The organism is Mycobacterium sp. 1482292.6, from assembly GCF_001672995.1.
Classification (GTDB): domain Bacteria; phylum Actinomycetota; class Actinomycetes; order Mycobacteriales; family Mycobacteriaceae; genus Mycobacterium; species Mycobacterium europaeum_A.
Genome location: NZ_LZKV01000193.1, coordinates 52,714 through 72,412, shown reverse-complemented (window position 1 = coordinate 72,412; position 19,699 = coordinate 52,714). Strand labels below are relative to the sequence as shown.

The following is a 19,699-nucleotide window of genomic DNA, read 5'->3' as shown; positions in this document are numbered from 1 at the left end:
GGGCGGGTCAAGGTGTGATTAATTTCGGATCTGAGGCTTCAGGGCGCGCACGTTGCGTTCCCGCAGCACGCCCCACCACAACCCGAGCCCGTATGCCAGGTCGTCGACGCGCTTGAGCAACAGGTAGGTGGGCAGCCCGATCGGTTCGACCTCGTCACCGATGGCGTCGCGGCGGCGAAGCCAGTCGACCACCCCGTCCATGACCGCCGCGACCAGCACCACCCGCCTGAAGTGACGCGACATGGTGGCGGCCACCAACGCCAGCGGCCAGTAGTGCCGGCACAGCGCCGACGCCAGCTGCAGCGCCGCCGACCACAGCCCGCGGCCCGCGATCATCGCGACGTCGGTCATCGACGTCTCGGCGGTGCGCATCGCGCGCGCGATCCGGCGACCGGTCAGGACGGCGAGCAGGAGGGACGCCAGCCGCGACAGGGTGGACCCGAATGCCATCAGGATCCACGTCATCAGCGCCCACCCGGAAATCACCACCGGCGCCGTCTTGTCCGGGTGGCGGACCGACAACGGGGCCGCCGAGCCGCCGTAAAAGGCCTTGCGCGCCAGCCAATCCCGCAATTCGGTGCGGTGGTCGTGGGCGACCAGGGCGATCGGTTCGTAGCGCAGCCGGGCGCCCGCCTCGATGAGCCGCCAGCACAGATCGACGTCCTCACCGGACTGCAGGGTCTCGTCGAACCCGCCGACCTCCCGGATCGCCGAGCACCGGCAGATGATCGCCGCGCTGGGCACGTAGGACACCGTGCTGTGCGGCAGCACCGGCGCCTCGCGCTCACCGAGGTCGAGCGACGAGTGCACCGCCTCGTAGCGCGCCACCACGTTCTCGCTGTGCGAGAGGCCGACGATGCGGGGCGCGACCAGGCCGACCGTGGGATCGCAGAAGTGACCGAGCAGGGCCTCCAGCCAGCCCCGGCGGGGGGCGACGTCGGAGTCCAAGAAGGCGACGAAGTCCGTCCGGCACGCCCGCAGGCCGGTGTTGCGGGCCGCCGCCGGACCCTTGCTGCGGTCGTGTCGCAACACCTCGATGTCGCAGTGCGCGCCGACGAAGTCGTCCGGGACGATCGGGGGAAACGAGCCGTCGTCCACCACGACGACGCGCAGGCCGCGCAGTGAACTGACCAGGCGCCGCACCCCAGATAGGTTGTCGCGCACCGGAATTACCACCGTGACGTCATGGTGCGACGGGCCGCCCGCGGGGCGGGGATGCGCCACCGTCGCGTCCAGCAGGGTGCGGGCCAGCTGGGCGGACAGCTCGTCGCGCACCTTCAGCCGGCCATCGGAGAGCATGTCCTGGGCGGCGGGCGCGAGCTTGAGCAGGCGGGTGGGCGACCCGCCGAGCAGCGCCGAGCCGTCGCCGAGCACCCGCACCCGGCGATCGACCTGGACGGCGAACCCGTTGGGCAGTCGGGGGGCGGTCACCCGAGCATCCCGTCGGGCCCCGGCCGCCATCGGGCGACTCGGCGGACACAGCCGTCGACCATCTCGGCGAGGATCCGCTCACCCTCGGCGGCGGTGGCGGTGGTCGGGTCGCCCAGCACGCCGACCGGGCTGACCGCCGCCACTCCCCCGCGGCGCATCGACCCGAGCAACTCGGGCAGGGGCGCGGTGTTGCCGGCCACCCGCCGATCGGCCCGGACATCGGCCGGCGAGATGTGCAGCAGCACCGATGTTTCGGTATGGCCGGCGTGGGCGTCGCCGCCGATGGTCAGGCAGGGGCACCAGCCGGCGTCGCGGCCCTCGGTGCGCAACAGGGCCACCGCGCTGCGCAGCGCGGTGACATTGCCGCCGTGGCCGTTGACGAACACGATCCGCCGGGCCCATCCGGCCGCTGACCTGCCGTACTCGACCAGCAGGGTGGTCAAGGCCTCGGTGCCCAGCGAGATCGTTCCGGCGAAGCTCTGGTGCTCGCCGCTGGCTCCGTAGGCCAGGGCCGGCGCCACCAGCCACTCGTGGCCGAGACGGCCTCGAGTGCCGCGGGCGACCGCCGTTGCGATCCGGGTGTCGGTGTCCAGCGGCAGGTGGGGACCGTGTTGTTCGGTCGACCCCAGCGGAACCAGTACCGAGGCCGCCTTGTCTGATAGCTGGCTCGACGTCGCGGTTCCCAAGTCGCCGAGTACGGGCACTCGGTGATGGTAGGACGAATTCACCTGGCGTGCACCGATTGTTGAAGCCTCAAAATGACTTTTTTTCTTCGGTCGTTCATCGGGCGTTCGAATCGTGGGCTCGTCCGTCACGGTTACCCCGCCCGTATCACGATTTGCGCAAGCGTCACTTAATCCGGGTATGTCCGACTTGGATAACCGGGCTTCCGCTAAGCCCCGCCGCCCGAGGGCACGCCCAGCGCCCGGGTGAACCCGGGTGGGACCAGGATGTGGTCCGGCCCGAGGTCGTGCACCGAGGACAGGCCCAGACCCATCAGCGCCGAGTCGATGCCACCGCGCAGGATGTCGAGCACGTTCTCCACCCCCGGTTGCCCGGCCGCGGCCAGCCCCCACAGGTAGGCCCGGCCGATCATCACCGCGCGCGCCCCCAGCGCCACCGCCTTGACGACGTCGCTGCCGCGCCGGATGCCGCCGTCGAGAACCACCTCGATCTGGTCGCCGACAGCCGCGGCCACCGCGGGCAGGGCGCGAATCGAGGCCGGGGTGCCGTCCAGATTGTTGCCGCCGTGGTTCGACACCGAAATGGCCGAAACCCCCGCGTCCACGGCCCTTTTGGCGTCGTCGACGCGCATCACGCCCTTGAGCATGAAGGGCCCGCCCCACAGCTCGCGGAGCCAGGCGATGTCCTCCCAGGTCGGCGGCGGCGTACCCATCCATTCCCCGTAGGCCTGGAAGAACGGGGGGCCGGGCTCGCCGCGGCGGCCCTGGTTGGGCACCCGCAGCTCCGGGGGCCGCATGGTCTTCGCCCACTGCAGCAACCACCGCGGCTTGGTGACGACCTCCGGGCTCATCTTGACGATGGTCTTGAAGTCCATCTTCTCCGGGATGGACGGGCTGCCCCAGTCCCGGCCGTGCGAGAAGCTCCAGTCGGTCGTGACGATCAGGCCGACGGCGCCGGCCGCCCGGGCGCGCTCAACCCGAGCGGCGATCGCGTCGCGATCACCCAGCCAGTACACCTGGAAGAACACCTTCGGGTTCGCCGCGATGACCTCTTCGATCGGCTTGCTGGCGAACGAGGACAGCCCCATGGCGGTGCCGCGGGCGGCGGCGGCCCGCGCCACGGCGACCTCGCCGTCGGGGTGGACCGCCTGCACGCCGGTCGGCGAGATCAGCACCGGCAGCGAAATGTCTTGCCCCATAACGCTGGTCGACAGGTCGCGCTTCTCCTGCGCGCCGATGACGTGCGGCGCGAATCCGAGTTCGCTGAAGGCTGCCACGTTGTCGGAGACCGTGACTCCCTTTTCGCTGGCCGAAATCAGCGACGAGTACGCCGATTTCGGCAACCGGCGCTTGGCGCGCTGCTGCGCGATGGCGACGGTTTCGAACCATGCGTCGGGCATCGTTACACCGGACTTTCGTTACACATGCGGGCGGGCGGCGCCACCGGCGTGATGGCCGGCGGCCGCAGCGACAGGGTCAGCGGCACCGGTTGGCGGATGCGCTTCCCGCGGGAGTGATCGGCCCGGGGGCGCGGCGTCTCACGCTCGTGCGCCAACGCCGACGCGCTGTGCCCCTGGACGCATTCGGGGTCCGGGCCGTCCAGCGGCAGCCCGGTGAAGAACTTGGCGGCCATGCATCCGCCCCGGCAGCTGTCGTAGTGGCCGCAGCTGCCGCAGGCGCCGGCCGACTGGGGCTCGCGCAGCTCGCGGAACAGCGGGGCGCTCTTCCAGACGTTGTCAAAACCCCCATCGGACAACACGTTTCCGGCCAGGAAGCGGTCGTGGATGGCGAACGGGCAGGCATACACATCGCCGACCGGGTCGATCAGGCACACGACGCGGCCGGCCCCGCACATGTTCAGCCCGGCCAGGGCGCCGGATTGGCCGAGTGGGGCCAGGTGGAAGAAGGAGTCGCCGGTGAGCACCCGCTCACCCTTGGCGACCAGCCAGTCATACAGCTGGACCTGCTGGTCGGCGGTGGGGTGCAGCTCTTCCCAGACGTCGGCGCCGCGTCCGGACGGGCGCAGCCGGGTGATCCGCAGTGTGGCACCGTAACGGCTTGCCAGCGCGGCGAATTCGTCGAGCTGGTCGACGTTGTGCCGGGTGACGACCACGGAGATCTTGGCGTCGGAGAAGCCGGCGTCGGCAAGGTTCTGCAGCGCCCGCACCGCCATGTCGAACGACCCGGCTCCCCGCACGGCGTCGTTGACCTCGGCGGTGGCGCCGTCCAGCGAGATCTGGACGTCGACGTAGTCGCTGGCCGCCAGCCGCGCGGCGACCTCGGGGGTGATCCGCACGCCGTTGGTGGAGAACTTGACCCCGACGTGGTGCTCGGTCGCATAGTCGACCAGCTCCCAAAAGTCCGGGCGCACAGTCGGTTCCCCGCCGCCGATGTTGACGTAGAACACCTGCATGCGTTCCAGCTCATCGATGATGTCCATGCACTGACGGGTGGACAGCTCCCGCGGGTCCCGCTTGCCCGACGAGGACAGGCAGTGCACGCAGGCCAGGTTGCAGGCGTACGTCAGCTCCCAGGTGAGGCAGATGGGTGCGTCGAGCCCGTGCTCGAACTGCTCGATGAGGCGGGGCACAGGGGCCGCTGTTGTCATTGGTTGTCCTCCAGGGGCACCAGCATGTTGGAATCGACGAGCACACCGAGCGCATGCAGGTAGGGCGCCTGCGCGGCGTCCTGGACGCCCGCCGCGCGGCAGGCGGACCGGATGTCGGGATGGTCGGCCAGCGACTGCACCACCGTGAGGATGGTGCGGTTCTTCAGAAACGACAGCTTGCGGGTACCGAAGTGGTAGAGCAGCGCGCCGAACGGTTCCGGTCGAACCGCCACCTGCGGGTGCAGTCGCCAGCCGCGATCAGGATCGAACGAGGTCGCCGTCCGGGCCTGCGCGGGCAGGGGCACGGTCAGTAGACCCCGCACATGCCGTCGATCGATACCTCTTCGACCAGGGTCTCGGTGACGAGCTGGGTGTCAGTTTCGGTCTCGTGGTCCACGGGGCCTTGCCTTTCGTGCGGTCTTGACAACGATGGGATCTGAGTCACACTCGCCGTCAGAATATGGCATCGAGTGCCGAAATGGAAGGGCGGGGTCCGATGATGCCGCAGCAGCGGGTGGGCAGGCGCCGCTCGACCACCCCGCACCACATCACCGACGTCGCCATCGACATGTTCAGCGCGCGCGGCTTCGCCGACGTGAGCGTCGACGACGTGGCCCAGGCCGCCGGCATCTCGCGCCGGACGCTGTTTCGCTACTACGCGTCCAAGAACGCCATCCCCTGGGGAGACTTCGACAATCACCTTGCCCACCTGCGTGATCTGCTCGACAACGTCGATTCCGGCGTGCGCCTGGGCGATGCGCTGCGCGCTGCCCTGTTGGCATTCAACACCTTTGACGAATCCGAGACCGCCCGGCATCGCCAGCGCATGCGGGTGATCCTGCAAACCGCTGAGCTGCAAGCGTATTCGATGACGATGTACGCGGGCTGGCGCGAGGTGATCGCGGGGTTCGTGGCCCGCCGCCTGGACTGCAAGACCACCGACCTGCTGCCCCAGACCGTCGCCTGGACCATGCTCGGCGTCGCACTGTCGGCCTACGAACACTGGCTGAGCGATGAGTCCGTCCCGCTGCCGGTTGCCCTCGGCAACGCCTTCGACGCCGTCGGCACCGGGCTGGACGGGCTGGACAGGTGACGGCCGAGCACCTGATCCACACCTTGCGGGCACAGGGCAAATTCTGCGCGTCGTCGGGCTCGAAGATGTATGGCGATCTGTTCGAACTCGTGGCCGGCGACGTGGAAGCCGGCGGCGTGTTCGCGACCGTCCTGTCCGGGCGCGAGGATGCCCCGTCGCGCGACGCGGTGCCGCTGCGGTTGCTCGGCGGGTTACACCGGCTGGTGCTCGACGGCCGGGCGGCGCGGTTGCGCCGCTTCTACCCCAGCACCGGCGGCGGGTGGGATGCCGGCCGCGCGTGGCCGGAAATCCTGGATACCGCGGCCGGCCACGTCGAGGTGCTGCGCGCGTCGCTGGGCCAGCCGCCGCAAACCAACGAGGTGGGCAGATCCGCGGCACTGATCGGCGGACTGCTGTGCATCAATGAATTCGGCTTACCGATAAGGCTTTTCGAGATCGGGTCGAGCGCGGGGCTGAACCTGCGTGCCGATCACTACCGCTACCGCTTCGCCGGTGGCCAGTGGGGACCGGCCGGCTCACCGGTGACGATCGACGATGCGTGGCGCGGCGCGCTGCCGCCCCCCCGCGACCTCTCGATCGTGGCGCGCCACGGGTATGACATCGCGCCCATCGACGTCGGGACCACCGACGGGGAGATGACGGTGCTGAGCTACGTGTGGCCCGACCAGGACGCCCGGCTGGCCCGGCTGCGCGGCGCCATCGAGGTGGCCCGCCGGGTCCCGGCGGCGCTCGAGCGAAGAACGGCCGCCGACGCCGTCGCCGGCCTGACGCCGGCCGACGGCGCGCTGACCGTCTTGTGGCATTCCATCACCTGGCAATACCTGTCCGCCGAGGAACGCACAGCGGTGCGCGCCCACGTCGACGCGCTGGCCGCGCAGGCCGACGCGCGCGCACCGTTCGCCCACCTCACGATGGAGCCCACCCGCGCCGGCCCGGGCGCACCGATCCAATTCGTGGTGCGCGCCCGCGTCTGGCCCGGCGGCGATCCGCGGCTGCTGGGCGAATGCCATCCGCACGGACCGCCGGTGGACTGGCTCAGGTCCCCATGAACGTCATCGGGTCGTGCAGCGCGCGGCCGCGGTCGTGCTAGCGGCGGCTCAGCCTAGTATTTCGGCGATCGGCACGGCCGCCGCGATCTTGGCGCGGACCTTCATGACCTTGCCGGGCATCCCGCCGCCGACCACCCCGACCAGGGCCCCGTCGCGTTCGTAGTAGGCGAGGAACTTGCGGCCGTCGTCCTCGACGATGTGGACGATGTCACCGGCCTCCGGCTCGCCCAGGCACTGGATCTTGACGTCGTACTGGTCGCTCCAGAAGTAGGGGACGACCACCACCGGCGGCACATCCTGGCCCAGCATCGCGGGCACGACGGCCCGGGCCTGATCGGCGACGTTGCTCCAATGCTCAACGCGCCCTTGGTGTCCCGTCGCGTCGCGCCACGATGCAACGTCACCGAGCGCCCACACATTCGGTGCGCTGGTGCGTCCGGCCTCGTCGCAGACGACGCCGTTGTCGACTTCGACTCCGCTGCCCTCGAGCCAATCGGTCGCCGGGCGTGACCCGATGCCGACCACCACGATGTCGGCCGGCAACTCGGTGCCGTCGCTGAGCACCACCGACTCGACGCGGGAGTCACCACGCACCTCGGCGACCCCGACGCCGAGGCGAACGTCGACACCTTCGGCGCGGTGCAGCCGGGCCACCAACTCGCCGATCTGCTCGCCGAGGACCGCGGCCAGCGGGGTCGGCTGCGGTTCCACCAGCACCACGTCCACGCCCAGGCTGCGCAGGCTGGCCGCCACCTCGCAGCCGATGAAGCCGGCGCCGATGACGACGGCGCGCTGCGCGGCCGACGCGTGCTCGCGCAGCGCCAGGCTTTCGTCGAAGGACCGCAGCACGCGGATGCCCTCGAGATCCGGGATCGCCGGAATGCGCCGGGGCACCAGGCCCGTCGCGATGACGAGTTCGTCGTAGCGAAGCGACGTTCCGTCGGCGAGAGTCACCGTCTGCGCCGCGGTGTCCAGACCCGTCGCGGCCGAGCCCAGTCGCAGGGTGATGTCGTTCTCGTCGTACCACTCACGTGGCTTGAGCTCGGTGGCGTCGACCTCTTTACGCAGCACCTCTTTGGACAACGGCGGGCGGTCGTAGGGCAGGTGCACCTCGTCGCTGACGATCGTGATGGGTCCGGAATACTCCGAGCGCCGCAGCTGCTCGGCGGTGCGGGCGGCGGCCAATCCACCGCCGACGATCACGATTCCGTTGGTGGCGCTGTCGTCACTACTCACGTGGAGTTCTTAGCACGCTGGCCGCTCAGTACTTTAGGGCACCCTTATCCACCGGGATCTGGGTGCCGGTGAGGGTGCCCGAGCCGTCGCCGGCAAGCCAGGCCACCACGTCGGCCACTTCGTCGGCCGTCATGAAGCCGTTGGGCTGCACCGGCATTGGCGGGAAGCTGTGCACGAAGCTGGGATGCCTGGCGAAAATCTCCATCATCGCTTCGGGTTCGATCATCGGGGTGTCCACGGAGTACGGGTGGATGGAGTTGACCCGGATGCCGAATTCACCGAGCTCGATGGCCAGGGTGTTGGTCAGCGCGGTGAGCCCGTGTTTGCTGGCCGAATAGTGGCCGTTGCCCGGGGTGGCCTTGATTCCCGCCGACGAGCTGACCACCACGATGGAGCCGCCGTTGCCCGCCTCGATCATGGCGGGAACGGTGGCGCGCAGCGTGCGCCAGGTGCCGGTCAGGTTGACGCCGATGACCGTGTCCCACTGCTCGTCGGTGAGCTCCCACACGCGGCCCCAGCTCAGCACCCCGGCGTTGGCCACCACGATGTCGAGCCGGCCGAACTGCTCGATGCCGTCGGCCACCAGGTCCCGCAGCGCGGCGTCGTCGCGGACGTCGACCTCGCGGGTGAGGATCTTGCGTCCCTCGTTCTCCACCAGGCGGGCCGTCTCGTCGAGGTCCTCGCGGGTGGCCGGGGTGTACGTCACGCTGGCCGACGCCGGAGCGCAGATGTCCAGCGCGATGATGTCGGCGCCCTCGCGGGCCAGCCGCACCGCGTGCGAGCGCCCCTGCCCGCGGGCGGCCCCGGTGATGAATGCGACCCGCCCCTGCAGTGATCCGCCCTGTCCAGCCACGCGTAATCCCTTCGACCGCCGATAGACCAAGCCAGGCTAGCAGCGCAACTGAAACGTGTTCTAATTCACCCGGCCGAGCCGGGCGGGGCTCCTAGATTTCGGAGATGATCGCGGCGCGCCGGCTGGTGTATTCGGCGTCGGTCAACGCCCCACTGGCGTGCAGCTCCTTGAGCTCTTGTAGCCGCGCGGCGATCGTCGGCTCGGGAGGGGTGACGACGGCTGCCGCCGCGGGCGCCGCCGCAGCCGGCGCCGGTTGGGCGGCCGGCGCCTGTTGGTGCACCGCGCGGCGCACCACCGCCTGGATCTGGGCGCGCAATGCCGGGTTAGACCGGATGTCGACCGTCTGGTTCAGTGCGACGTTGTTGGCCTTGAGGATCTGCAGGATCTCCATCAGCGGACCGGCCTGCCCGCTGAGGTCGTAGGTCGTGTTGTCTTCGGCGACCGTGAACTGCGCGGGCACCAACCCGTTGACCAAAGCGCTTCGCTCCCAGTCGATCCGGTATTCGCTGGTGGTGGGGTTCACCAGGACCACCACCTTGCGGGCGTTGAGGTTGCCGAGCCGGGTCACGCTGGCGATCACCCGGTCCTCGCTGTCGAACGGCACCAGCCCGGGTCCGGCGATGTGCAGGTGCACCTTGACGACCTGCTGGTTGTTGACCCACGTGCCCGTCTCGGTGATCCCGGTGATCTGGGCGAGCGCCAGCACCCCGTTCTGCTCGAGCGCGGCCACCTTGGCCGACGACTTGGCCCCGTAATTCGCCAACGCGAGTGCGACCAACACGTCGGCCACGGTGATGAGCAGGCCGACGTAGAACATCCACTGCAGCAGGTTGTCGAGCCCGAGGGTGAAGTACACGACCAAGAAGATCGGCCCGACCAGTCCACCGCACAGCAAAACTATCAACTGTGCCTTCAGGTAGCGCGCTAACACAGGCCCCTCCTCGGCTTACTGGGGAATCCGTGTCAGATTAGCGCTGCCGGTGCCACGGTGACGGCGATACGCGCAAACCGCTTCCGGCCGCCTACACCGGTTCGGGCGGCACGATCGGCACCCGCCGCACCGGCGGCGTCGCCTGCTGCGCGGGGTGCGCCGGCTGCGCGGGCGCCGGGGCGTGCGGCGCGGTCCGCGCCGAGACCGGCATGGTGGAGGCCGGAGTGGCCTGCGGCGGCGCCGCGGTCTGCATGGACGCGGCGGGGTTGGCGACCGGGGTGGCCGCCGATGCCGCCGGCTGGACGGTGGCCGGCGACGTCGCCGGAGCGTAGGCCGGGGTCGCCACCCGCGCCGCGCCGGCGGGCGTGGTGGCCGAGGCCAGCGTGGCCGATCCCGCCGGGGCCGCCGCGACCGGCGTGCCGGCCGGTGCCGGGGTGGCCGCCGCCGCGGCCGGCGCCACCGCCGCCGCCAGGGGTCCCGCGGGCGCGGTCGGCGCGGAGGTGCCCACGGCGCCGGCGCTCACCGCGGGGACCTGCGCGGCCATCGACGCCGGGCCCGCCGCAGTCTGCAGGGGCGTCGTGTTGGCGGCCTCGGCGAAGGCGTACTGCGCCGCACCGCCGTTCATCAGCTGCACGAACTGGCTGTGGAACGCGGCGGCCTGGGCGCTCAGCGCCTGATAGACCTGGGAGTGCGCATCGAACAGTGCGGCGATGCTGGCCGACACCTCGTCGGCGCCGGGGGCCAGCACGCTCGAGGTGGGCCCCAGCGCGGCGGTGTTGGCGGAGGTGATCGTCGACCCGATCCGGGCCAGATCCCCCGCGGCCGCCGCCACGAATTCGGGAGTCGCTTGAACGTATGACATCGGCACCTCACCCGCCCGACAGTCAGGAGAATTATGAGCAAATGCTAAACCAGCCGGCCGCCTCGCCGCATGATTTCTCCCGCGCTGGCCGGGCCCGACATCGCCGGAGATGCACAAAGCCCGGATCGCCGAGTCGGCGATCCGGGCTTTGCGGTGGTTCGAACTACTTGATGATCTTGACGACCCGGCCGGCGCCGACGGTGCGGCCACCCTCACGGATCGCGAACCGCAGACCGTCGTCCATGGCGACGGGCTGGATCAGCTTCACCGAGATGTTGGTGTTGTCACCGGGCATCACCATTTCGGTGCCCTCCGGCAGCGTCACCACACCGGTCACGTCGGTGGTGCGGAAGTAGAACTGCGGACGGTAGTTGTTGAAGAACGGCGTGTGCCGGCCGCCCTCGTCCTTGGACAGGATGTAGACCTGACCCTCGAACTCGGTGTGCGGGGTGGTGGTGCCGGGCTTGGTCACGACCTGACCGCGCTCGACGTCCTCACGCTTGATACCACGCAGCAACAGCCCGACGTTGTCGCCGGCCTGCCCCTGGTCGAGCAGCTTGCGGAACATCTCCACGCCGGTGACGGTGGTCTTGGTGCTGGTCGGCTTGATGCCGACGATCTCGACCTCTTCGTTGACGTTGATGATGCCGCGCTCGACACGACCGGTGACCACGGTGCCACGACCGGTGATGGTGAAGACGTCCTCGACGGGCATCAGGAACGGCTTCTCCGTCTCGCGGACCGGGTCCGGGATGGACTCGTCGACGGCCTCCATCAGCTGCTCGACCGACTCGACCCACTTGGCGTCGCCCTCGAGCGCCTTGAGCGCCGAGACCCGCACGACCGGGGCGTCCTCGTCGAACTCCTGGGCGGCCAGCAGTTCGCGGACCTCCATCTCGACGAGCTCGAGCAGCTCCTCGTCGTCGACCATGTCGGCCTTGTTCAGCGCGACCAGGATGTAGGGCACGCCGACCTGACGCGCGAGCAGCACGTGCTCACGGGTCTGCGGCATCGGGCCGTCGGTGGCGGCGACCACCAGGATCGCGCCGTCCATCTGGGCCGCACCGGTGATCATGTTCTTGATGTAGTCGGCGTGACCCGGGGCGTCGACGTGGGCGTAGTGACGCTTCTCGGTCTGGTACTCCACGTGGGAGATGTTGATCGTGATACCGCGCTGACGCTCTTCGGGCGCGTTGTCGATCTGGTCGAATGCGCGCGACTCGTTCAGGTTGGGGTACTTGTCATGCAGAACCTTGGTGATAGCCGCGGTCAGCGTGGTCTTGCCGTGGTCAACGTGACCAATGGTCCCGATGTTGACGTGCGGCTTCGTCCGCTCGAACTTCGCCTTCGCCACTTCTGTGTCCTCCTGGACTAGTTGGTGCTTGTTAAAGCAGTGTTGGTGTTTTCAGTTGTGCCGCGCCCAAGGCATTCATGACCCGGCAAGATTACTCCGAGCGAAGGTTTACTGGCCGGTCGCCTTCGCGATGATCTCCTTCGACACGTTCGCCGGCACTTCGGCGTAGGAGTCGAAGACCATGGAGTAGTTCGCCCGGCCTTGGGTCTTGGACCGCAGGTCGCCGACGTAGCCGAACATCTCCGACAGCGGCACATGCGCCTTGACCACGCGCGCACCGCTCCGCTCCTCCATGGCCTGGATCTGGCCACGGCGGGAGTTCAAGTCGCCGATCACGTCGCCCATGTAGTCCTCGGGCGTGGTGACCTCGACGGCCATGATCGGTTCCAGGATGACCGGCTGCGCTTGCGCCGCAGCCTTTTTCAGCACCTGGGAACCGGCGATCTTGAAGGCCATCTCCGAGGAGTCGACCTCGTGGAACGCCCCGTCGAGCAGGGTGACCTTGAGGTTCACCAGCGGGTAGCCGGCCAGCACGCCGTACTGCATGGCGTCCTGCGCACCGGCGTCCACCGACGGGATGTACTCCCTGGGGATGCGCCCACCGGTGACCTTGTTCTCGAACTCGTAGGTCGCACCGTCCTCGCCGGTGAACGGCTCGAGGTTGATGATCACCTTCGCGAACTGACCCGAGCCACCCGTCTGCTTCTTGTGGGTGAACTCGACGTTCTGCGCGGCCCGCTTGATGGTCTCCTTGTAGGCCACCTGCGGCTTGCCGACGTTGGCCTCGACCTTGAACTCGCGCCGCATCCGGTCCACCAGGATGTCCAGGTGCAGCTCGCCCATGCCGCCGATGACGGTCTGGCCGGTCTCCTGGTCCAGGTGCACCTTGAAGGTCGGGTCTTCCTCGGCGAGCTTCTGGATCGACAGCGACAGCTTCTCCTGGTCGCTCTTCGTCTTGGGCTCGATGGCCACCTCGATGACCGGGTCGGGGAAGGTCATCGACTCCAGCACGATCTGCTGGTTCGGGTCGCTCAGCGTGTCACCGGTCGTGGTGTCCTTGAGCCCGATCACCGCGTAGATGTGACCGGCCGAGGCGGTCTCCACCGGGTTCTCCTTGTTGGAGTGCATCTGGAACAGCTTGCCCAGCCGCTCCTTCTTGCCCTTGGTGGAGTTGATGACCTGGCTGCCCGAGTCGACCTTGCCCGAGTACACCCGGACGTAGGTCAGCTTGCCGAAGAACGGGTGCGTGGCCACCTTGAACGCGAGCGCCGAGAACGGCTCGTCCGTCGACGGCTTGCGGGTGATCAGCTCCTCTTCCTTGCCGGGGACGTGGCCCTCGGCGGGCGGCACGTCCAGCGGCGACGGCAGGTAGTCGATGACGGCGTCCAGCATGGGCTGAACGCCCTTGTTCTTGAACGCGCTGCCGCACAGCACCGGATAGGCCTCCGAGCTGATCGTCAGCTTGCGGATCGCGCCCTTGATCTCCTCGATCGTGAGCTCTTCACCGCCGAGGTACTTGTCCAGCAGCGCCTCGTCCGTCTCGGCGACGGCCTCGAGCAGCTTGGTGCGGTACTCCTCGGCCTTCTCGGCCAGGTCGGCGGGGATGTCGACGACGTCGTACTTCTCACCGAGCTTGGCCTCGGCGCTCCACACCTTGGCCTTCATCTCGACCAGGTCGACGACGCCCTCGAAGTCGCCCTCGGAACCGACGGGGATCTGGATCGGGATGACGTTGGCGCCCAGCCGCTCCTCCATGGTGCGCACGGAGAAGTAGAAGTCTGCCCCGATCTTGTCCATCTTGTTGACGAAGCAGATGCGCGGGACGTCGTACTTGTCGGCCTGCCGCCACACCTGCTCGGACTGCGGCTCGACGCCCTCCTTGCCGTCGAAGACGGCCACGGCACCGTCGAGCACGCGCAGGCTGCGCTCCACCTCGACGGTGAAGTCGACGTGCCCGGGGGTGTCGATGATGTTGATCTGGTTGTCGTTCCAGAAGCAGGTGGTGGCCGCGGAGGTGATGGTGATGCCCCGCTCCTGCTCCTGCTCCATCCAGTCCATGGTGGCGGCGCCGTCGTGCACCTCACCGATCTTGTAGCTGATACCGGTGTAGTAGAGGATGCGCTCGGTCGTCGTCGTCTTGCCGGCGTCGATGTGCGCCATGATGCCGATGTTGCGGACCTTCGTGAGGTCGGTCAGCACGTCCTTCTGTGCCACAGAAGTCTTCCCACTCTTTCGATTGCTTGGTTAGTTCGCTGTCGGTTTGCGCCCGGCCGCTCTGCCGTTGGACGCCGCCGCCTACCAGCGATAGTGCGCGAAGGCGCGGTTGGCCTCGGCCATCTTGTGGGTGTCCTCGCGCCGCTTGACGGCGGCGCCCAGGCCGTTGCTGGCATCCAGGATCTCGTTGGCCAGCCGCTCGACCATGGTCTTCTCGCGGCGTTGCTTGGAGAAGCTCACCAGCCAGCGCAGTGCCAGCGTCACCGAGCGGTCCGGACGCACCTCGACCGGGACCTGGTAGGTAGCGCCACCGACGCGTCGGCTGCGCACCTCGAGGGAGGGCTTGACGTTGTCCATCGCCCGCTTGAGCGTGATCACCGGGTCGGTGCCAGTCTTGTCGCGGGCCTGTTCGAGCGCACCATAAACAATGCGCTCGGCCAGCGATTTCTTCCCGTCCAGCAGAACTTTGTTCACCAGCTGCGTCACCAGCTGCGACCCGTACACCGGGTCATTGACCAACGGACGCTTCGGCGCGGGCCCCTTGCGCGGCATCAGCTCTTCTCCTTCTTGGCGCCGTAACGGCTACGAGCCTGCTTGCGGTTCTTGACACCCTGGGTGTCCAGCGAGCCGCGGATGATCTTGTACCGGACACCGGGCAGGTCCTTCACACGACCACCACGCACCAGCACCATCGAGTGCTCCTGCAGGTTGTGGCCTTCGCCGGGGATGTAGGCGGTGACCTCAACCTGGCTCGTCAGCTTCACGCGGGCGACCTTCCGAAGCGCCGAGTTCGGCTTCTTCGGGGTGGTGGTGTACACGCGGGTGCATACGCCACGGCGCTGCGGGCTGCCCTTCAGGGCCGCGGTCTTGACCTTGGCGACCTTGTCGCGGCGACCCTTGCGGACCAGCTGCTGAATGGTTGGCATCTACCGGCTTTCTGTGTTCGTGTTCGGCATACTTCTAGCGTTTTCAAGTCTGTGTACTGCAGTTATGGCCGTCCGCGTCACCCCGCGTCCGGGTGTGTCGCATGCGCTGCGCACCGGAGGAGGTCCGATGCTTCGTGGACAGGCGAATTCGCCCGGCATCCACTTCCTTACGGTTAGGCGCCGTAAGCCGCCAGGCACGAGGGACCACAATACCCGCCGCCGGTCTCGCAGGTCAAAGCGACGGCGGGCGCATCCGGCTAGTAGCGGGCGCCATCGGCGGCGGTGCGCCGTTCCAGACCGGCCGCCAGCCGCAGCACCATGTCGGAGAACAACGCGTCGGTGTCGATGTCGTCCATCACACCGGTCATCTCCAGCAGAACGAACCCGTGCAGGGCGGACCAGAACTCCAGCGCCGCATGGAAGGCCGCCTCGCCGTCCAGACCATAGGACGAGAGCACGGCGATCACCGGGGCGGCGGCCCCGCGGGTCGCGGCGGTGTACTCGGGATCGTCCCCGCCCAGCGGCATCCGGGTGAAGGCCGAGTAGCGGCCCGGATGGTGGTGGGCGTAGCTGCGGTAGGCGCCCGCCATCACCAACACCGCGTCGTCGCGGGCGCGGCCCTCGCCGACGCGGTTGAGCATCGTGATGATGTCGTCGATCACGCGGATCCGCACCGCGCGGCGCAGGTCCTCCAGGCTGTCGACGTGGTTGTACAGCGACGGCCCCTTGGTGCCGAGCTGCATCGCCAGCGCATTGATGGTCAGGGCGTCCCAGCCCTCGCGGTCCAGGAACGTCAGGGCGCCGTCGATGATCCCGTCGCGGCTGAGCTTGGCCGGACGGGAGGCGGGCCGGCCCGCGCGTTGGGCGCCGGCCGCCGGGGGCGGATCCGGTGGAGCTGCCATGGCGGTCGCCCTTCGCTTGCATGTTCGGGATGCGGTTAACTAATGACTCTAGTTGACGCCCGTTCGGACATTCATCTCCCCGGAGGCGATGCGGGGGCCCGGCGAGGGAAAAATAATTTCTGCCACCGGGCAGGCAAATGCACGTAATGTCATGCTTGCCCGTTTCGAGCAGCGTCGGAAAAAGGGGACCCGCAGTGAAGTGGACGACTGTCGCCGGGTCACTGGCCGCCTGTGTCATCGCCGTCGTCGCCGGCGCCGCCGCCCCGCCGGGCGTCGCGCAGGCCAAGAACGGCGACACCCACGTGATCGGGCAAGACATCGAGCAGACGGTCGACTGCAACGACGCCACGCTGATGGTCAACGGCACCGGCATCACGGTCACCGCGCTGGGCAACTGCTACGCCGTGACGGTGATGGGTTCGTCGAACACCGTCATCGCCGACTCGGTTTCGCATGACATCACCGTGTACGGCTACAACCAGACGGTGTTCTATAAGAACGGTCAGCCCGCCCTGTGGGACCGCGGCCGCGAACTGGGCATGACCAACCGGCTGCAGCAGGTGCCGGGCTGAGCGGCGCCCACCACATCATCATCGCCAATCGAGGGGAATCGAGGACACATGCCCGCCTACATGCGTGACCGTTCGCAGCGCTTGGCCGTGCTCGCCGTGACGCCGGCCGCCGCGGCCATGGTGCTGTCCGGCTGCAGTTCGACGGCCAACCCGCCGGCGGGCCCGTCGACGACCACCACGAAGAGCAGCGCGACGACGAGTGCCAGCGCCGCGCCGACGACGGGAACCAGCGGGGCCAGCACCACCGCGTCCATCGAGATCGGCAACACCATCAACTACGGATCGATGGGCACCACCACCACGCTGGACTGCGCCAGCGGCAAGTCGCTCAACGTCGGCGGCTCGGACAACACCCTGACCGTCACGGGCACCTGCGAGACGGCCACCGTCACCGGCACCAACAACAAGATCACGTTCGACAAGGTCAACACCCGCATCACCGTGCTGGGCATGAACAACACCATCACCTACAAAGACGGTGACCCCAAGGTCGACAAGATCGGCCAGAGCAACACGATCAACAAGGGCAGCTGAGGCGTCAGCCGGCCGGCGCCCCGTGCCGGCCGGCGCCCGCCGCGAAGCGCCCGGCCCCTTCGTTCGCCTCCGCGGCCACCCGGGAGATGCTGGCGAATTCGAAGTCGAGCGCATCGGATTCCGTTGTCCCCCACTGATGTAGCGCCGAGAGCCGGTCGGAGCGCAGGCACTGCTGCGGCAGCGCCGCCAGTTGAGCCGCCAATTCCTCGGCCGCCTGGCGCGATTGACCTTTGGGGACAACGCGATTCGCCAACCCGATGGCCTGGGCTTCGGCGGCGGCCACCGCGCGGCCGGTGAGGATCATGTCCATCGCCCGGCTGTGGCCGATCAGGCGCGGCAGCCGCACGGTGCCGCCGTCGATCAGCGGCACCCCCCAGCGCCGGCAGAACACGCCGAACACGGCGTCCTCCTCGACCACCCGCAGGTCACACCAGATGGCCAGTTCCAGACCCCCGGCGACGGCGTAGCCACTCACCGCGGCGATGACGGGTTTGGACAGCACCATCCGCGTCGGGCCCATGGGGCCGGGGCCGGTGCGGTGCACGGCGTTGGCATCGGGCGTGCCGAAGGCCTTCAAATCGGCCCCCGCACAGAAGGTTCCACCCTCGCCCCACAGCACGGCCACCGATGCGGTGTCGTCGCGGTCGAACTCCTCGAAGGCCGCATACAGCGCGGCGGCCGTCGGGCCGTTGACCGCGTTGCGCGCGCCCGGGCGGTTGATGATCACCGTGGTCACCGGGCCGTTGCGCTCGACCCGCACCGGATCTGTCATGTCGCCTCCGCAAATAGTGGTTCGCGCCGCTCGAGCAGCTCCGCGGCGAAGTCGTGGTAGGCCGCCCGCAGCCGGGCGCCCGGCCAGTCGGCCGGCAGTAGCTCGTCGGGCAGCACCGGATCGGTGAGCAGGTGGCGCACCGTCGCGGCGGCGACCACAAAGCGGCCGGGAATGTCTGGCGCCGCGGCCATTTCGTCGAGCAACCGGTGCCCGGTCTGCGCCCAGGCGGGCAGGTCCCACAGCTGCCCGGCCAGCTCGGCGGGGTCGTCGTCGCGCGCCCGCAGCACCCGCGTCTGGGCCGCGACCTCAGGGCCGAGCCCCGCGTCGATGTTGTCGGGGCGCATCCACACCCCCTCGCGAAGCTCTCCGAAACGCTTGTCGTGCAAGGTGGTTCGCAGAGCCGCGCGGGTCCGGGCGTCCTTGCCCACGCTGGTGACGATGAGTGTGATCCACTCCCCGGTCCAGGGTTGCACCCGCGGGTCGATGGCATCGTCCTGGCGCCGCTGGCGGGCCAACAATCGATCCGAGAGCCGATAGCCGTCGGCGGAGCGGATCAGGTCGCCTGCGCCGACCATCCGGGTCAGCGCCACCCGCAGCGTCGACTCCTTGATGCCGAAATCGGAAGTGAGCCTGACCAATTCGTTCGCCCGAGCGTGGGCGGGGTGCGCGCCGAGTAGCACGCTGAGCACCACCGACCGCGCTGTCATGTCCGGCATGGTTACACTCCGGACGCGCGTCGGCCGTGGTCACCGAAGGGTTCGTCGCGGTGCCGCACCGCCTCGCGGAACCCGTGCTCGACCGCATCGGCGACGAAGGCGTGGCCCTCGGGCGTGTGCCTGGCGACGCCGTCGAACACCGTGCTGACCATCCTGCTGGTCGCCACGCCCTGTTGCAGCAGCGCGGAATTCAGCGCGAGCTTGACCATGATCAGCTGGTTGACCGGCACCGCGGCAATCCGCTCGACCAGCCGTTCGGTGCGCTCGTCGAGGTCGGCCGGATCCGGCGCCTCGACCGCCCAGCCCCACTCGGCGGCCTGCGCGCCGGTGATGCAATCACCGGTGAACAACAGCCTTTTCGCGCGGGCGTCGCCGAGCCGGTGTGCCCACAGGCCGGCCGCCGGAACGCCCCACACCCGGGTCGGCGGGTAGCCGATCTTGGCGTCGGCGGCGGCGATCACCTGATCGGCGTGCAGTGCGATATCGGTGCCGCCGGCCACGCAGTAGCCGTGGATCTTGACCACCGTCGGCTTGTCGGCGTGCATCAGGCTGGAGAAGCCCCGCACGAAGCGGCTCATCATCTGGTAGTCGATCATCGGGTCCCACGGCTGATCCGCTAAATGGTTGACCGCCTGGGTCTTTCCGTCCAGCACGGTGCCCTGGTACGCGCCGGTGCCGCCGGCCGAGCCGGTGCGATCGGCATAGGCGCTCAGGTCGAAGCCCGCGCAGAAGCCCTCACCGCGGCCGGACACCAGGATGACGTGGACGTCAGGGTCGAGATCGGCACGCTCCACCAAAGCCGAGAGCTCCAGCGGGGTGTCGGCGACGATCGCGTTGCCCTTGTCCGGCCGGTTGAACGTGATGCGGGCAACCCGGTCGGTGACCTCGTAGGTCATCGTTTTGAGGTTGTCGAAGTCGACCGGTCTGATCGCGTGGGTCAATGGCGCCACTCCTCCTCGTTGG

22 protein-coding genes are annotated in these 19,699 nt (G+C 68.7%); 4 read left to right on the top strand and 18 right to left on the bottom strand.

Annotation, left to right across the window (positions count from 1 at the left end; translation table 11 throughout):
- Nucleotides 1-18: 18 nt before the first annotated feature.
- From mftF to mftA, 6 genes are all read right to left on the bottom strand, one after another.
- Nucleotides 19-1,431 carry a mycofactocin biosynthesis glycosyltransferase MftF gene (mftF, locus tag A5624_RS19025; protein WP_156749090.1) on the bottom strand — a complete coding sequence of 471 codons (1,413 nt, stop codon included), beginning with the start codon at nt 1,429-1,431 and terminating at the stop codon, nt 19-21.
- A complete protein-coding gene (gene mftE, locus A5624_RS19020; protein ID WP_066869340.1) occupies nt 1,428-2,159 on the bottom strand; it encodes a mycofactocin biosynthesis peptidyl-dipeptidase MftE in 732 nt (243 codons plus the stop codon). The genes mftF and mftE overlap by 4 nt, the downstream gene beginning before the upstream one ends.
- 164 nt (nt 2,160-2,323) lie before the next feature.
- Nucleotides 2,324-3,514 (bottom strand): pre-mycofactocin synthase MftD, encoded by a 1,191-nt coding sequence (gene mftD, locus A5624_RS19015; RefSeq protein ID WP_066869337.1) that lies wholly within the window; start codon nt 3,512-3,514, stop codon nt 2,324-2,326.
- A gap of 2 nt (nt 3,515-3,516) precedes the next feature.
- Nucleotides 3,517-4,722: a mycofactocin radical SAM maturase gene (gene mftC / locus A5624_RS19010; protein WP_066869334.1), complete on the bottom strand. Its 1,206-nt coding sequence runs from the start codon at nt 4,720-4,722 to the stop codon at nt 3,517-3,519.
- Entirely contained in the window at nt 4,719-5,045 is a 327-nt protein-coding gene (gene mftB, locus A5624_RS19005) for a mycofactocin biosynthesis chaperone MftB (RefSeq protein ID WP_197497976.1), read from the bottom strand. The genes mftC and mftB overlap by 4 nt, the downstream gene beginning before the upstream one ends.
- The gene (gene mftA, locus A5624_RS19000; protein ID WP_007773607.1) at nt 5,030-5,119 is read right to left on the bottom strand and encodes a mycofactocin precursor MftA; all 90 of its coding nucleotides are present in this window, start codon (nt 5,117-5,119) and stop codon (nt 5,030-5,032) included. Before mftA ends, mftB begins: the two co-directional genes overlap by 16 nt.
- 99 nt (nt 5,120-5,218) lie before the next feature.
- Here mftA and mftR point away from each other — a divergent pair, with 99 nt between their 5' ends.
- Together mftR and A5624_RS18990 are read left to right on the top strand one after the other, a co-directional pair.
- Complete coding sequence (mftR, locus tag A5624_RS18995) at nt 5,219-5,815, top strand: mycofactocin system transcriptional regulator (protein WP_197497977.1); 597 nt, start codon at nt 5,219-5,221, stop codon at nt 5,813-5,815.
- Complete coding sequence (locus tag A5624_RS18990) at nt 5,812-6,864, top strand: DUF2332 domain-containing protein (protein ID WP_066869328.1); 1,053 nt, start codon at nt 5,812-5,814, stop codon at nt 6,862-6,864. The genes mftR and A5624_RS18990 overlap by 4 nt, the downstream gene beginning before the upstream one ends.
- Before the next feature lie 48 nt (nt 6,865-6,912).
- Here A5624_RS18990 and A5624_RS18985 read toward each other — a convergent pair whose 3' ends face one another.
- The 9 genes from A5624_RS18985 to A5624_RS18945 all read right to left on the bottom strand — a co-directional run bounded on the left by A5624_RS18985 (nt 6,913) and on the right by A5624_RS18945 (nt 16,142).
- On the bottom strand, nt 6,913-8,100 hold the full coding sequence (locus A5624_RS18985) for an NAD(P)/FAD-dependent oxidoreductase (RefSeq protein ID WP_066869325.1): 1,188 nt from the start codon (nt 8,098-8,100) through the stop codon (nt 6,913-6,915).
- A 25-nt stretch (nt 8,101-8,125) separates the two neighbouring features.
- Nucleotides 8,126-8,953 carry a mycofactocin-coupled SDR family oxidoreductase gene (locus A5624_RS18980; RefSeq protein WP_066869322.1) on the bottom strand — a complete coding sequence of 276 codons (828 nt, stop codon included), beginning with the start codon at nt 8,951-8,953 and terminating at the stop codon, nt 8,126-8,128.
- A 91-nt stretch (nt 8,954-9,044) separates the two neighbouring features.
- Nucleotides 9,045-9,884 (bottom strand): SHOCT domain-containing protein, encoded by an 840-nt coding sequence (locus A5624_RS18975; protein WP_066869319.1) that lies wholly within the window; start codon nt 9,882-9,884, stop codon nt 9,045-9,047.
- A 91-nt stretch (nt 9,885-9,975) separates the two neighbouring features.
- The gene (locus tag A5624_RS18970) at nt 9,976-10,746 is read right to left on the bottom strand and encodes a PE family protein (protein ID WP_197518996.1); all 771 of its coding nucleotides are present in this window, start codon (nt 10,744-10,746) and stop codon (nt 9,976-9,978) included.
- A 163-nt stretch (nt 10,747-10,909) separates the two neighbouring features.
- Nucleotides 10,910-12,100 carry an elongation factor Tu gene (gene tuf / locus A5624_RS18965; RefSeq protein WP_044483827.1) on the bottom strand — a complete coding sequence of 397 codons (1,191 nt, stop codon included), beginning with the start codon at nt 12,098-12,100 and terminating at the stop codon, nt 10,910-10,912.
- Between the two features lie 108 nt (nt 12,101-12,208).
- Nucleotides 12,209-14,314: an elongation factor G gene (gene fusA, locus A5624_RS18960; protein ID WP_066869313.1), complete on the bottom strand. Its 2,106-nt coding sequence runs from the start codon at nt 14,312-14,314 to the stop codon at nt 12,209-12,211.
- Nucleotides 14,315-14,395: 81 nt separating this feature from the next.
- Nucleotides 14,396-14,866 (bottom strand): 30S ribosomal protein S7, encoded by a 471-nt coding sequence (rpsG, locus tag A5624_RS18955; protein ID WP_066869309.1) that lies wholly within the window; start codon nt 14,864-14,866, stop codon nt 14,396-14,398.
- Nucleotides 14,866-15,240 (bottom strand): 30S ribosomal protein S12, encoded by a 375-nt coding sequence (rpsL, locus tag A5624_RS18950; protein ID WP_007767794.1) that lies wholly within the window; start codon nt 15,238-15,240, stop codon nt 14,866-14,868. Before rpsL ends, rpsG begins: the two co-directional genes overlap by 1 nt.
- A gap of 257 nt (nt 15,241-15,497) precedes the next feature.
- A complete protein-coding gene (locus A5624_RS18945) occupies nt 15,498-16,142 on the bottom strand; it encodes a TetR/AcrR family transcriptional regulator (protein ID WP_066869297.1) in 645 nt (214 codons plus the stop codon).
- A 194-nt stretch (nt 16,143-16,336) separates the two neighbouring features.
- Between A5624_RS18945 and A5624_RS18940 the strand changes: the two genes are divergently transcribed.
- Both A5624_RS18940 and A5624_RS18935 read left to right on the top strand, forming a co-directional pair.
- Nucleotides 16,337-16,714, top strand: a complete 378-nt coding sequence (locus A5624_RS18940) for a DUF3060 domain-containing protein (protein ID WP_066869294.1) — start codon at nt 16,337-16,339, stop codon at nt 16,712-16,714.
- 48 nt (nt 16,715-16,762) lie between these two features.
- Nucleotides 16,763-17,248: a DUF3060 domain-containing protein gene (locus A5624_RS18935; RefSeq protein ID WP_066869291.1), complete on the top strand. Its 486-nt coding sequence runs from the start codon at nt 16,763-16,765 to the stop codon at nt 17,246-17,248.
- A gap of 4 nt (nt 17,249-17,252) precedes the next feature.
- Here A5624_RS18935 and A5624_RS18930 read toward each other — a convergent pair whose 3' ends face one another.
- The 3 genes from A5624_RS18930 to A5624_RS18920 are packed head-to-tail and all read right to left on the bottom strand — an operon-like array spanning nt 17,253 to nt 19,677.
- The gene (locus A5624_RS18930) at nt 17,253-18,020 is read right to left on the bottom strand and encodes a crotonase/enoyl-CoA hydratase family protein (protein ID WP_066869288.1); all 768 of its coding nucleotides are present in this window, start codon (nt 18,018-18,020) and stop codon (nt 17,253-17,255) included.
- Nucleotides 18,017-18,736 (bottom strand): PaaX family transcriptional regulator C-terminal domain-containing protein, encoded by a 720-nt coding sequence (locus tag A5624_RS18925; protein ID WP_066869285.1) that lies wholly within the window; start codon nt 18,734-18,736, stop codon nt 18,017-18,019. Before A5624_RS18925 ends, A5624_RS18930 begins: the two co-directional genes overlap by 4 nt.
- A gap of 2 nt (nt 18,737-18,738) precedes the next feature.
- Complete coding sequence (locus A5624_RS18920) at nt 18,739-19,677, bottom strand: crotonase/enoyl-CoA hydratase family protein (protein WP_066869491.1); 939 nt, start codon at nt 19,675-19,677, stop codon at nt 18,739-18,741.
- Nucleotides 19,678-19,699: the final 22 nt, after the last annotated feature.

Excerpts from the sequence above, each read along its gene's own strand:
- mftD (WP_066869337.1), bottom strand. The coding sequence starts at position 3,514 with ATGCCCGACGCATGGTTCGAAACCGTCGCCATCGCGCAGCAGCGCGCC.
- mftC (WP_066869334.1), bottom strand. The coding sequence starts at position 4,722 with ATGACAACAGCGGCCCCTGTGCCCCGCCTCATCGAGCAGTTCGAGCAC.
- mftR (WP_197497977.1), top strand. The coding sequence starts at position 5,219 with ATGATGCCGCAGCAGCGGGTGGGCAGGCGCCGCTCGACCACCCCGCAC.
- A5624_RS18970 (WP_197518996.1), bottom strand. The coding sequence starts at position 10,746 with ATGTCATACGTTCAAGCGACTCCCGAATTCGTGGCGGCGGCCGCGGGG.
- rpsG (WP_066869309.1), bottom strand. The coding sequence starts at position 14,866 with ATGCCGCGCAAGGGGCCCGCGCCGAAGCGTCCGTTGGTCAATGACCCG.
- rpsL (WP_007767794.1), bottom strand. The coding sequence starts at position 15,240 with ATGCCAACCATTCAGCAGCTGGTCCGCAAGGGTCGCCGCGACAAGGTC.
- A5624_RS18945 (WP_066869297.1), bottom strand. The coding sequence starts at position 16,142 with ATGGCAGCTCCACCGGATCCGCCCCCGGCGGCCGGCGCCCAACGCGCG.
- A5624_RS18935 (WP_066869291.1), top strand. The coding sequence starts at position 16,763 with ATGCCCGCCTACATGCGTGACCGTTCGCAGCGCTTGGCCGTGCTCGCC.
- A5624_RS18930 (WP_066869288.1), bottom strand. The coding sequence starts at position 18,020 with ATGACAGATCCGGTGCGGGTCGAGCGCAACGGCCCGGTGACCACGGTG.
- A5624_RS18925 (WP_066869285.1), bottom strand. The coding sequence starts at position 18,736 with ATGCCGGACATGACAGCGCGGTCGGTGGTGCTCAGCGTGCTACTCGGC.